9 protein-coding genes are annotated in these 14123 nt (G+C 40.4%); 6 read left to right on the forward strand and 3 right to left on the reverse strand.

The features are described from left to right. Nucleotides 1–46 precede the first annotated feature (46 nt). Nucleotides 47–6346: a hypothetical protein gene (locus tag AACL30_RS10370; RefSeq protein WP_339056590.1), complete on the forward strand. Its 6300-nt coding sequence runs from the start codon at nucleotides 47–49 to the stop codon at nucleotides 6344–6346. Between the two features lie 41 nt (nucleotides 6347–6387). On the opposite strand, the gene AACL30_RS10375 is transcribed toward AACL30_RS10370, so the two are convergent. Together AACL30_RS10375 and AACL30_RS10380 are read right to left on the reverse strand one after the other, a co-directional pair. Beyond that, the gene (locus AACL30_RS10375; RefSeq protein WP_339056591.1) at nucleotides 6388–7434 is read right to left on the reverse strand and encodes an MBL fold metallo-hydrolase; all 1047 of its coding nucleotides are present in this window, start codon (nucleotides 7432–7434) and stop codon (nucleotides 6388–6390) included. Between the two features lie 12 nt (nucleotides 7435–7446). Further along, nucleotides 7447–8025 carry a GNAT family N-acetyltransferase gene (locus AACL30_RS10380; RefSeq protein WP_339056592.1) on the reverse strand — a complete coding sequence of 193 codons (579 nt, stop codon included), beginning with the start codon at nucleotides 8023–8025 and terminating at the stop codon, nucleotides 7447–7449. 213 nt (nucleotides 8026–8238) lie between these two features. Here AACL30_RS10380 and AACL30_RS10385 point away from each other — a divergent pair, with 213 nt between their 5' ends. The 5 genes from AACL30_RS10385 to AACL30_RS10405 all read left to right on the forward strand — a co-directional run bounded on the left by AACL30_RS10385 (nucleotide 8239) and on the right by AACL30_RS10405 (nucleotide 13211). After that, nucleotides 8239–8403 (forward strand): hypothetical protein, encoded by a 165-nt coding sequence (locus AACL30_RS10385; RefSeq protein ID WP_339056593.1) that lies wholly within the window; start codon nucleotides 8239–8241, stop codon nucleotides 8401–8403. A gap of 146 nt (nucleotides 8404–8549) precedes the next feature. Next, nucleotides 8550–9722: an efflux RND transporter periplasmic adaptor subunit gene (locus AACL30_RS10390; RefSeq protein WP_339056594.1), complete on the forward strand. Its 1173-nt coding sequence runs from the start codon at nucleotides 8550–8552 to the stop codon at nucleotides 9720–9722. Continuing rightward, nucleotides 9719–9886 (forward strand): hypothetical protein, encoded by a 168-nt coding sequence (locus AACL30_RS10395; protein ID WP_339056595.1) that lies wholly within the window; start codon nucleotides 9719–9721, stop codon nucleotides 9884–9886. The genes AACL30_RS10390 and AACL30_RS10395 overlap by 4 nt, the downstream gene beginning before the upstream one ends. Before the next feature lie 3 nt (nucleotides 9887–9889). After that, nucleotides 9890–13018, forward strand: coding sequence for an efflux RND transporter permease subunit (locus AACL30_RS10400; RefSeq protein WP_339056596.1), 3129 nt, complete (start codon nucleotides 9890–9892; stop codon nucleotides 13016–13018). Nucleotides 13019–13037: 19 nt separating this feature from the next. Beyond that, on the forward strand, nucleotides 13038–13211 hold the full coding sequence (locus AACL30_RS10405) for a hypothetical protein (RefSeq protein ID WP_176603490.1): 174 nt from the start codon (nucleotides 13038–13040) through the stop codon (nucleotides 13209–13211). Between the two features lie 23 nt (nucleotides 13212–13234). On the opposite strand, the gene AACL30_RS10410 is transcribed toward AACL30_RS10405, so the two are convergent. After that, nucleotides 13235–14113: a hypothetical protein gene (locus AACL30_RS10410; protein WP_339056597.1), complete on the reverse strand. Its 879-nt coding sequence runs from the start codon at nucleotides 14111–14113 to the stop codon at nucleotides 13235–13237. Nucleotides 14114–14123: the final 10 nt, after the last annotated feature.

The following is a 14123-nucleotide window of genomic DNA, read 5'->3' on the forward strand; positions in this document are numbered from 1 at the left end:
GCAAAAAGTGGTCAATCTAAAGTAGCGTTGACACAAGCAACGACTAATGGAATTATCGTTGCGATTTGATGCGAGTGTATTGGTTCAGTATCGCGATGATAATATTGCCCACAAGGGGCAACATGCTCGCTCAAGCGATGAATTGACCGGGATCCGTGCTTATGATTATGCTTGTGCCGATTTGTATAATCAGGTCGAGATTGAACGCACTAAAACACTCATGGCATCCGAGCAGCCTTTTATCAATGTGTTCTTTTTAACTGAAGAAATTTATCAATCACGCTTATCAGGGGTAATGCGCGACTACAGCCTGCTAATTAACCGCCCGTGCTACGATCAGCAATACATTATCCAGCTCTACGCCAACCCGGCGGCGCTAGCAGCTGCCAATTTCCTCTATCAGCAAAATCCTCTGTTGAGTATTTGGTATCGCTATGATCCCCTCAAACAACAATTAGCCAAAGTTGCTGGCACTGAATATCTTGGCGACCACCGAAAAAAAAGAATTATTTTGGTGGATAATCGAATGGAGAACAACAGCGGCGAATCCAGCATCGATGGGGAAATAATCGCTAATTTACTGCTTCATAAACCGCTATTCATTAATCAACCACTATTAAGAAGCCATGACATCATTACACAATTGAGCCTGATGGCTACTGGGTTTTCAACCGTTGAATTTACCGAAACCGTTAAATTTTTAGAAGAAGATATTAAGCAGCCCGGCGAAATTTTTCAGCTACCCCGTTTTATTGTCGATTTTTGTGCTGTTCTTACTGAAAAAGAAGTGGAAATAAAACGCACAATAATCCAGGAAAAACTCATTACTGTTGATACCATTGGCTTGAAATGGACAGGTACAGCAACATCATCAGGCATGACATGGAATTTGACACAACCTGGCGACAAAAAAATCATCATCAGTAATAATCAAGAAGATGATCAAAAAACGTTACTCTCTCACCCCTTAGAAAAGTACCTTATTGATCCCAATAAAATCGTTACTGCCTTCCAGCCAGAGCCCTTTACACTCGGTTACATCACTAAGACACCGATCATTAATCAGAAAAAGCTATCCGCCTGCTGGATTCATGAAGACACCGCCCAGGCGCTGTTGCACAGCGGGCAACAAGGCGCGCTGTTAATGTCTGCCGATAGCATGGTATTACTCGTTGCTATGGGGGGAGGAGGAGGAGAAATCATTATTTTTGATCGCCAACTCGCTAAGATAGCGCTCCTGATGGAGGCGTTAGCCAGCTCATTATTAAAGAAAAATTATACCGACTGGTTTGATTCACTGAATCTTTCCAACGGAAAATTAGCATTGAAATCTTTGATCAACAAACTATTCCATGCGCCTCAAATCGCTTTTGAGCGGCTACAAAGTCGGGTACGCCACAACCAGTTTACCTTTTACCATATAGATTTGGCTAAAAATAGAAACACACAGGACATCAATAAAATATTGCAAAAGATGTACAGCAAGAGCGACATTATTGCTGCCGTTTATCTAGGAAATATTGATGACTATATTTTTTTAAATCGTCAAGAAATAACAAAAAATAGCACGGGATTAAATATCACAACAATTTCTTCGACTATTTATGATATTAATAACTTTCTTAAACTTTTACCTAAAAATATTTCTATTTATTATCATTCCTTTTATCTTATTGATTATAATACACAAAATTTTTCTACTAAAATAAATAGATTACAAGACAATTATAGCAAGATTAAATATATAGAACGTATCAAGCAATCAAAATCGGGCTATATTATCAATAATATTTATCCTTACATCCTATCATTCGCAGCTAAGAAAATAAAAATGGCAGGTATACTTGGCGATGAATGGATAGCGATACTATCGGATATTCGATACTACCCACAAGAAAAAAAATACAGAATACCCTATCTAAATATTAACGATTTTATTGAAATAAAAACATTAGAAACAACCAATAAATTTTTTACCGACATCAACCCGTTATTAGATAAATCGACAGCAACCATTCGGGAATTTTGTCGATTTGGCAATGGGCAATTACCAATTAAACACCTGAGTAAAATAATTGATATTAATAATATAGGAAATAAAGCTGATTTTACTGCATCAGTATATAAATTTTGGTCTGATATGGATATTGGCATTAATAATATTAGCCCAATATTTATTGATTTAAGAAAAGCGCTCGATATCTATTTCGCGCTATCTGTTCCGATAGATATTAACAATGTATCCAACACTTCAGATACCGCAACTGATATACAATTAACATTATTTAGAGAGGGTAAACTCAGTCAAATTCCAGCAAGAATGAAAAGTGTTAACCGTTTTTTTAACATGATGGATAGAACCAGTAATAAAAAAACCGAAGTCATCGCTTCTGGATTAGCCAGAAAAAATTTTGTACTGAATACTGATGAGTTAATCGCAACCAAAGAGCAAGAAAAACATCATAGTGCTATGACACAGATCACCGATAATGTCATGAACACCGCTTTTAGCATCGCCGGCAATATTGCAACGGTAATGCTATCCATAACTAACATTATGCTGACTGCACTCAGTCGATTTATACCGCATAAGACAGAGAATTCATTAAAAAATAGAGAAAACATACACACTTGGGGTCACTATTTCAATCGTATGAATGAGGGGTGGCAACAGGGAGGATTTAGCCTTGAACAAGGGGTTTTACTCCCAGTCGAAGGCGTTGTCATCCGCCGAATAGATCTACGAAGACGCAATAATCCTACCGTATTGTTCGATAGGCATGGTCAACAAATACGAAAAATGGAAAAAGCCGGTATTCCTACCGATCTGGATACCTATATTAATTTACATAAATTAACAGGCATAGAAGAAGAAAAAACCATCACTGTTCTACAAGACAATCCCAATTTAAACCGGTTTGTCTTACCTGTGACACCGAGAGCCAGCATGGAACCTATTTATGACTCCGTATTATTTCCTGTTTTACAAACATTGCCTGAATTTAAAACCCTGCGCCAGTTTGCACAAAAAGATCCCGGATTTATATTTGCAGAACAGATAAAAACAAGCGCATCGATAACATCGGTCTGGAGAGTAATAACCAAAATAATATTTAATTATAGCTGGACAACAATAGATATTTTATTAGGAAATGGTGATTACAAACTCATTGCGCCAGGTGTTAGTGAAGATCAGCAAGTAGAACATAGCCTATACAAAGGGTATTTGTATTATACGCTTTTCGCACCAGAAACAGGCGATGCGGTTGTGGTGTTAGGATTAAATAAAGCACAAGCAGACCTCAGGATAAAATGCAGTAATAATAAAGTAAAGTGGGTGATTTCTGCCAGCCATTTATCCGGTATGCAAGTCACCTTGACGGATTCAGTATTAAATTTCCAGCGTCATTCTCCGGACAAAAAAACGGAAACAATTAAAATTACTATTACTGACATCAAGAATACGCAGCTTATTATTCAACTTGCCACCGGTCTATTGGAAATAGATAAACAAAACCTAAGTATAATTCCGTTACAGGTTAATGTACAAACCCTACTAGATAATAGAATTATTGCTAATAAAAATCAGAGAACGGTAAAAAAATATCTGGCTGAATATACCAAAGGCCTGAAAGAAGTTATTAAACTACTGCGAATAAATAATTTTCATCCGATTGAAGAAGAGCAAAGTCAAGCCTGTTTTTATTCTTTAAGGCAGAACGATTTTATTTATACCAAAACCGATGACAATACACTTTTTACGCATAAAACGAAACGCACTCATGTTGAGTTATTATTTACCAATGAAAAATATGCCTGGTATAAGGGAAATGTCTCAGTCATTATTCCGCATGAGATTGATCATAATCAGCCGGCAGATCAAACCACAAAAGCCAATATTTATACTTATCATAATATCTGCTGGGTATCTGATTTTTATACTAAAGAGCTGATAAAGATCTACCTGCCTATCAATCATAAAATGAATATAAAAGTAATGAATACGCAGATAGAACAGGAGATAGAACAAAATAAATCTCTGCCAGAGCGCTTCAATTGGCAACGGCTGATCAAAATCTATATGAGTCATCTGCTTGATACACAAAACAGTAATATGCAGACAGAACAGTATAAATATAAATCTCCGTCAACGCTGATCAATTGGCAAGTTTCTCCTGGCACTATTCGCTTTCAGCAGCAATACAGTTATCTCAGTCCAGGCTCTGACTCTCATCCTCCCCGCACAGTTCAAGCTTTGCTTGATTATCTGATTGATACCGCTGATATTGATAACAGCTTACAGCTCACTCAGGCCAGCGGCTTGCCAGAAAATGTGCTAAATGCGCTATCAACGGAGAAAAATTTTCGGGTGTTAACCGATCTTATCGTCAGACAAGGTGGCAGAGATAACATTGATCCCATGTTGAATATTAATCCCCTGCTTGACGATGCCACCCCACAGTTGTTGTATAAACATCTTTCCCCAATCCGCTTACCCAATACAGCTCTGTTATCCATCAAAAAACCGCAATTCTTGTCGGGAGGCGATCAACTCATAGGATCCTTTAGTCATCAGCTAATATGGCCGGTACTGAGTGAAAGCTATGACGTAAATGAAAAAATTTCTGCCAAGATAGATACCAGTACCATGAATAATGTCGATTATCTTATCAAGCCGGCGGGAAAAGCGCCGGTAGAAAATAGCAGTGATAACCATAGTCACTATTACTTTTGGTACCTCATTCCACCAGCGAACCATTATCAAAATATTAAATTGTATGTGCAACAAGACAATTATGATGCTAGCGAAATAGCTCTGAGTGATTTCGGCTTGAATAACCAACAGGTATTCAACATTCAGGATACACTGCTCAGCATGAGAGATGGGCTAATCTATCGTCTATCTGATAGTGATTCTCTTACCCTGGTCGGGGTAAGAAAAATATGGCTCGAACAGCAAATAAACTGGCCAATAGCGCTGCAACATTACGTAAGAACACTGCAAGAGCGGCTACATGGTGTTTCAGCACTGCCCGCCGGACAAAAAAAAGCGATTAAGGTAGAAGCAAATCTTACCCTGTTTGGCTTGCTCATGGGTGAGGAAGGGAAACCACTGCACGCCTGGTATCAATGTGATGGAGAACAATTTGTTCTTTGCCAAAGTAGTCATTGGCAAAAACTGCGCTATCTGGGTATCGCACATGAGGTTAACGGCCAGCAAGGAGCCTGGCTCTCCGCAGAAAATACTGCCGGGAAAAAAACGCTGGGCTACATACCTACCCTGGAGCCGGATCAATTAGCGGCTATTTTTAGCGGCAATCTATTGGCTCATAAAGCGCTAATTCCCCATCTGATCGTACAGAGTATGGGCAACGTATTAGCGGAAAAAGATAAATTTTTAACTTACATTATTCCGCAGGATAATGGCGATATAAAGGCGATTACTGAAGGTGGATTGATTTTTTATATCCGCAAGCAAGCTAACGGGTTTGATACGCTATTATTATCCGCCACCGATAACTTTATTGATGGTTATCATCAAAACGAAATATTAGACATCACAAAATTAAAACAAGATCTTAGCACGCTCTGCCATTATTATAGCGTTCCCGAAGTGATACCAATGAATTGTAGAAATCAGCATCGAGGCTGGTATCACCCCGCTAGTCAAAAATTATTTATTATCCATGATGCTGATCGACTATATCGTTATCTTGGTTTTAACAAATGGGACAGATCGGCCTGGTTTATCCGTGCTGCTAGCAGATTTTCAAGCCAGCTATTACTTAAAATTTATGATAACGGTGGCCGTATCACTTTTCCAGACCAGAGCCCCAATTACCAACGCTTGGATAATTTGCTGGTATTAAAGGCAGATCATGTACTCAGGCTCACTGAGCAAGCACATGTAGAAATTGACGTACCGGCTTTATTAGTGATCATGACCGACGATCAGCAACACATGAGCTTTACGTTTAATCCAACCTTATTTCATTACACAGTGATTTATATTTGTAACATTACCACTAACAACCAGAAGAAAATATATTGCCAGTTCCCCGATAGCACTGATTTTTCCAAGGTACTTATCACCCGAGAACAGAATGATTTGAGAATGTTTGTTGATGATAAACTACTGGTGGTGGTTGGTGTGTTTATAGACAGTGAAGATGACGAGATGGCTAGAAAAGTACAATTTATCTTTCACAACCAATACACAACAGCGAAAAAATTGGCGGCATATTACAGTGAAAAAACGGGAGGAGCAGAAATGTTTGACAGCGACCAAACTGACAATATTCTGCTCCCTGTTACTGATTCACTGCTACAAACAGTAGCGGATTAGCGGTTTTGTCGCATCGACTTTCTCTCGAATTAACATGACCCTCATTTATCAGGATGCTTCTTAAAATCAAGATCAGTTAAATCAGAGATTACCTTGGGTTTGATTACTCTCACTTGACTACCAATGTCAATGATCATCCGATCAACACCCATTTCAAGAGGACCTTTATAGGTTTCTTGTGTCCTCTTCATTATTTCTTTATCGCCCTCCGCGCCAGGAAGTCCTTTTTTAACAATATGAGAGAATACCGCCATTTTCGGTTTGGCTTCTTTAAAAACGTCGGCCGCCTGTTCCGGGGTCGTTAATTTTCCCAAAATGATCTGCATTTCTGGTGTATGGGAAAAATCTTTACCGGTTGCGATCACATTATGAACAATTAAATCAGCGTTCATACCGTGATGCACAACATTACGCGAGTAGGTAGTATCTCCTGACAAAACCACTTTTCTATTGTTGTAAGTAATACTATATCCAAAAGCAGGATTACCATCGGCATGACACACCGGAAATGCGGTTACCTTAATTTCATGCGCTGCTGGCGTATTATCTTTTTCTTTGTAAAGCTCTTGTCCTAGACTTATCGGGTCGCCCTTTTTTGGACAAACATTTTCTTTGGGATTTTCAATTTCTATAACCTTGAGATCCAGTGATTCTTTTTTATTATGTTCATCTGAACGATTTTGTACATCATGACCATACATAGTTCGCATACCATCGCGCATTTTCAATGTGCCGACAGGACCCCATATTTTCATCTGCTCCGTTCGCCCCAACAAAAACCAAGGCGTGATCCAAAGGCTAGCTAATCCTTCGATATGATCATTATGAAGATGGGTTAAAAAAACAGTAGTCACTTTTTTAATATCTACTTCCGATTCATAAAGCCGTTGCAACACGCCACGACCCGCATCAAACAATAATTTTTTTCCTCCCACCTCAATCAATGTTGCGTATCCTGAACGATCAGGTGACATTTCTGGCCCAGAGGTTCCTAAAAGAATGACGCGCATATCAACTTTATCGCTTTGTGCCAACAAGGAATGACTGCACACCATTAAAACCGTCATAATAAAAATATGCCATTTCATACTAATATCCTTTTATTCGCCAGCAACTTCTTTAAACACATTTTCCAAATAGAATGTAGTGATATATTTCTTCAAAGACCACTTATTATCATTTTCTTTATTTTTTTCCCAATGTTCATTGGTATTAGGGTCAAGCTTTAGCAGCAGTACCTCATCTTCCTCTTCTTCTTTTTCCTCTTTAAATCCTAACGCTAGATAACAAAGTGCTGCTTTGTCATCAACCGCGATTAATTTAACCACACCGTGATAACCTTGCATTTCAGAATATCTGACGGCTTCTTCTATTAAAGCCCCTCCACACCCCATTGAACCTGGATGCGTTACCAAGCGTTCGATTGTTAGGTACCCCTCATAAAAACAAGATGTGATCATCATGCCAGCCGGGGTTTCATCATTAATTTTATAGACGTAAAAGCGTATCTGTTCAGAGGCATACAAACCTGAAAAAAAATAAATTTTTTGATTATTAAGAAGGTGATGACTGGTATTTATTCTTTCATTCCAAGCTGCTTGATAGGCAGTAGCGTCCTTTTCTTCCGGAGAAAGACACCAGTCATTAATATTTTGATCCAATTTCTCAGTGAAAGTCATCGCTTGCTCACTGTCTACTATGAATATTGGCGCACGTTTACTATAACGCAACTGAGCAAAAGGGTTGATCGCAGACGGCTCTGACGAGCTGATAGGTAGCATTAGTGATTCCTTAATGAAATCCCAGCCTATAGAGAAGCATAGAAGTGAAAATACTGATGAGCAAGGGCATCATCAACATTAATTTTTTGTTGAATAGACGTTTATCATCAAATGCGAAAAGGAAAAAATCAGGGGGTGACAAGCGAGAAGAAAAACAAGCTAGGTTTTGATTTATACCCACAGTCCTTCAAGTTGCCGCTAGGTGTTTGGCTATACGTGAGTCGGGCGAACACCCGCAGCCAACAACATGACAGCTTCAAAGGCAAAGGATTATAGCTACAATATAGCTGTAGTTATAATAACTTTAGCTATAATGTGATTCTAATTGAGATACCATTAATAAGAGCACTAGCGCTATCAAACAGGTTTTAAGCATTTACCATCCATTAATTTATTGGCAATAGAATGCTTGAGGTTTATTTATGAGCAAAAAAAAAGGGTTAATACCTCTGGTTCCAATGCTAATACTTTTAAGCAGTGTCGTCATTGTAGGCTGTAATGATAAAGATAGTTCACAAAAGGCGGCTTCACGACCCTTGGTTGAAGTGGGAATCGTGACCCTAGCAGCACAATCCATCAATGTCACCACTGAGCTTCCAGGTCGTACAGCCGCATCCTTGGTAGCGGAAGTTCGCCCACAGGTAAGTGGTATTATCCTGAAACGTAATTACACAGAAGGCAGTAATGTCACTACTGGCAGCTCACTGTATCAAATTGATCCTGCCCCCTATCATGCTGCTTATAACAGCGCCAAGGGTGATTTAGCAAAAGCACAGGCCAGTGCCGAAATCGCCGGTATGAAATTAAATCGCTATAAACCACTGTTAAAAACACATTATGTCAGTAAACAAGAATACGATGAGGCTTCATCTGCATTGACCCAAGCGAATGCAGAAGTGATGAGTGCGAAAGCAAAGTTGGAAACAGCGCGCATTAATTTAGCCTATACCAAAGTGAATTCACCCATTTCGGGGCGTAGTGGTAAATCATTGGTCACTGAAGGGGCATTGGTCAGCAGCGGTCAAACCAATCCATTGACAACCATCCAACAACTTGATCCTATGTATGTGGATGTTACGCAGTCGAGTGATCAATTTCTGCGTCTGAAAGAAGAATTAGCAACCGGTAGACTAAAACAAGAAGCAGGCAAAGCCAGAGTACGTCTGCTATTAGAAAATGGCAGAGAATATCCGGCTACCGGCACGCTAGAATTCTCTGATGTCACTGTTGATCAAAGCACCAATTCCATTACTTTACGTGCTGTTTTTCCAAATCCTAATGGAGCATTGTTACCGGGGATGTTTGTTCGGACTCGTTTGGATGAGGGTATAAAAACGGATGCGCTACTGGTACCACAACAAGGAGTTACCCGTGATCCTCGTGGTGACGCCATCGCGATGGTAATAGGCCAAGATAACAAAGTAGAGTTACGTAAACTGACAACAGGGCAAGCGATTGGTGATAAATGGTTGGTTACCGAAGGATTGCAACCCGGTGATCGCGTTATTTTAACCGGCTTACAAAAAATAAAACCGGGTATTCAGGTTAAGGGACAGGAGATTGATCATCCGGCATCCGATACAGTTCCACAATGAATATACCCTTTGTCTTTGAAGTTGCCTTCGGCTGCCAGGGCGACCGACCGATGAGCGTAGACATACTACGTGATTCGGCGAGCACCCACAGCCAACAACGCAGCGGCTTCAAAGGCAAGGGTATAAAAAAATTCAGATGTCTCAGCTTAAATAGGAGCCGATAATTCATGACTAATTTTTTTATAGATCGCCCTATTTTCGCTTGGGTTATTGCCATCATGATTATGTTGGTAGGAAGTGCGGCAATAATGATATTACCGATTGCACAATATCCTACTGTAGCCCCCCCCACCATTAGCATATCCGCCAATTATCAAGGGGCTGATGCGGCGACCGTACAAAATACAGTGACGCAAGTTATCGAGCAAAAAATGAATGGTATCGATAATCTGCTGTATTTATCTTCTAGTAGTGACTATTCAGGTAATGTAGAGATTTCTTTAACATTTAAACCTGGTACCGATCCGGATGTCGCCCAAGTACAGGTGCAAAATAAATTACAGTTGGCAATGCCGCTACTGCCCCAACAGGTTCAACAGCAAGGTGTTGAAGTTGAAAAATCAAGTGATGCTTATTTAATGTTTCCCAGCTTTGTTTCTGAAGATGGCTCCATGCAACAAGAAGAAATTGCTGATTATATTGCCACCAATATTAAAGATCCTATTAGTCGAATATCGGGTGTCGGTGATGCACCGCTTTTTGGCGCACAAAACGCGATGCGTATTTGGATGGATCCGAATAAACTTAATAGGTTTAAGTTAACGCCTGTTGAGGTCATTAATGCTATTCGAGCGCAAAATGATCAGGTGGCAGTGGGGCAGCTCGGTGCTACTCCTGCGGTACCAGGCCAACAACTTAACGCTTCGATTATCTCTCAAACTCGCCTCACTTCAGCAGAAGAATTCAACCAAATTTTACTCAAAATCAACCCTGATGGTTCACAGGTACGTTTAAAAGATATCGCTACTGTTGAGCTTGGTGCTGAAAGTTATAACATGATTATCCGTTATAACGGCAAACCCGCGACAAGTTTAGGGATTAAATTAGCCACTGGGGCTAACGCATTAAAAACGGCAGCAGCAGTCAAAGAGGAATTAGATAAACTGCAACAATTTTTTCCGCCGGGTTTAAAAGTGGTTCATCCGTACGATACCACCCCTTTTGTAAAAACCTCTATTAAAGGCGTGGTGACCACGCTCGTTGAAGCCATTATCCTCGTTTTTCTCGTCATGTATCTATTTTTGCAGAATTTCCGCGCAACCCTGATCCCAACAATTGCAGTCCCAATCGTTTTACTGGGTACCTTTGCTATCCTCTACGCCTTTGGTTATTCGATCAATACACTCACGATGTTTGGCATTGTGCTGGCGATTGGCCTGTTGGTGGATGATGCTATCGTGGTGGTAGAAAATGTTGAGCGAGTGATGCAGGAAGAAGGCTTATCGCCCAAAGCGGCAACTAAAAAAGCCATGGGACAAATTCAAGGTGCTTTGGTGGGGATCACGCTAGTTTTATCTGCCGTATTTATTCCTATGGCTTTTTTTGAGGGGGCTACCGGTGTAATTTATCGACAGTTTTCCATTACTATTGTTTCTGCCATGGTGCTGTCGGTTATTGTCGCGTTAATTTTAACCCCCGCCTTGTGCGCAACCATGTTAAAGCCTATCGCCAAAGGGAGTCACCATTCAGTGAAAGGCTTCTTTGGTTGGTTTAATCGCCTATTCGCCAAAGCCACCCAACAGTACAGTGATGGCGTGAACCGTATTTTACGGACTACCGGGCGCTATTTAGTGCTTTATCTCCTGATTATACTGGGTACCATTATCCTATTTTTACGTTTGCCAACCTCGTTCTTGCCAGAAGAAGATCAAGGGGTACTACTAACCTTAGCTCAACTTCCCGCTGGGGCGACGCAACAACGTACGGAAAAAATACTTGAACAAGTCACCGATTATTTCCTGTCCCAAGATGCCGTTAGCTCATTGCTCACCATTAACGGATTTGCCACCAGCGGGCAGGGGCAAAATATGGGTTTAGCATTCATCAGCTTGAAAGAATGGAACAAACGAGCCGGGAAAGAAAATACCGTGCAAGCGGTAGTGAACCGTGCGGCTCGAACTTTTGCAGGCATTAAAGACGGCTTAGTCTTCGTTTTTAATATTCCGGCGATCACCGAATTAGGTACCGCTACCGGCTTTGATTTTCAGCTCATTGATCAAGGAAATCTAGGGCACCGAAAACTAACCGAAGCACGCAATCAGCTATTAGGGATGGCAGCACAACATCCCGATGTATTAGTTGGGGTGAGACCTAATGGCTTAGAAGATACGCCACAATTCAAACTTTCAATCGATATGGAAAAAGCACAAGCGTTAGGACTGACCATCTCGGATATTAATACCACCCTGAGTTCTGCATTAGGTGGCAGCTATGTCAATGATTTTATTGATCGTGGCAGGGTAAAGAAAGTTTTTGTGCAAGCTGCCGCGCCATTTCGTATGTTGCCAGATGATATCGATAAATGGTACGTCCGCAGCAATACAGATAAAATGGTGCCCTTTTCCGCGTTTTCCAGTGCCAAATGGGAACAGGGTTCACCACGGTTAGAACGTTATAACGGTCGGCCATCAATGCAGATTTTAGGACAGGCGGCACCCGGCAAAAGTACCGGTGAAGCCATGGATCTAATGCAAGATTTAGCCGCAAAACTCCCCGCTGGAATAGGTTATGAATGGAGTGGCATGTCTTATCAAGAACGTCAATCTGGCAATCAAGCAACCATGCTATACGCTATCTCGCTGATGGTCGTCTTTCTATGCCTGGCTGCATTATATGAAAGTTGGTCAATTCCATTCGCGGTTATTTTGGTAGTACCTGTAGGGATCCTCGGAACCTTATTGGCCACCTTTTTACGTGGATTGGATAATGATGTTTATTTTCAAGTGGGTTTGCTAACCACTATCGGGTTGTCCGCTAAAAATGCCATTCTGATCGTGGAATTTGCCAAAGAACTGATGGAAAAAGAAAATAAAGGGTTGATTGAAGCAACGCTTGAAGCGGTTCGCATGCGTTTGCGACCCATTCTAATGACCTCCTTGGCTTTTATCCTCGGCGTTACACCGTTAGTCATTAGCAGCGGAGCAGGTTCGGGCGCACAAAATGCGGTAGGTACCGGGGTTATGGGAGGAATGATTGCTGCAACAGTACTGGCTATCTTCTTTATCCCATTATTCTTTGTGATGGTTCGTCGTCATTTTAGTAAGCACACCGAGGGTATCGAGGGGCATGAAAAGTGATACAGCATAGATATACCCAATGAATTTCGAGTTACGGCAAGGCGGCCAGGGGGTGAGACCGATGAGCGTAGACATACTACGTGATTCGGCGAACACCCGCAGCCAACGCCGCCGTAACTTGAAAGGCGAAGGGTATAGTTCAAGGTGGGGTCGTACACCCCACGAAGATAGTACATACAGACAGAAGCTATAAATAAGCGAAAGTATAACTCTAGCTTATTTATTGGTGTCATATTCGGTCATAGAAACGTCAAAATGAGCTCTCTTCCTAACCGCTGCTAAATGATCCATAATAATTTTTTCGTATTCAATAAAACCAGGCGGACGAATTCCAAAAAATGGGCCGTAATGTTGTATATCATGCATTTTACTAGGTACAGGCATAATCATATCATCAAAATTATGTACTGATATTTCTCTCAATTTTTCATCAGGCCAAAAATTATTAATAAGAGACGTCCATATTGATATATAAGCCTCTCCTGGCAATAAAGATTGCAGCATGATATGGTCATGGCCTTTACTATAAAAGTAATAAAATTTTTCCGATTTTTTTAGATCCTCGGTTCCGTCACTAACTAATTTTTCTAAATAAATTTTTACCTTTTTAAGCTCTAGGAGGTTTTCTTCATTAAGAAGTTTTTTCTTATTAAAAATATCTAATAATATATTTAACCGCTCAAGTAAAATGTTTGCTTTTAAAAACTTTATCCTGCCCACTACACAAGCAGGTAATATTTCTATATTACTATCTGTCAAATCCAAAACCACTAAATCTTCTAAAATACTAATATCCGGCAGTTCCTTTAAAAGTGTATTATTTTTGATCCATAGCTCTGTTATCCCCTTTCCCCAGAACTTAGCATCTGGTAAAGCACTAAATCGTAGATCAGACAAATCTAATATACCGTATTCATATTTAGCACGATTTTTCAATATATTGACAACCTGAGCACGATCTTCACCAGGCTTCTGATTTGGATCATTCTGGTACGCATCTAGCACTTTATACCTGTTGTGCAGAGAGGTATCTTCTGGCGACGAAAACGAGTAAACATAATTAGCTGCACTAGTTACAAAACCTGGCATTTCCATAATTGAAATA

Origin of the sequence: Candidatus Regiella endosymbiont of Tuberolachnus salignus, assembly GCF_964020115.1 — a bacterium.
In the GTDB taxonomy this organism is placed as follows: Bacteria; Pseudomonadota; Gammaproteobacteria; order Enterobacterales; family Enterobacteriaceae; genus Regiella; species Regiella insecticola.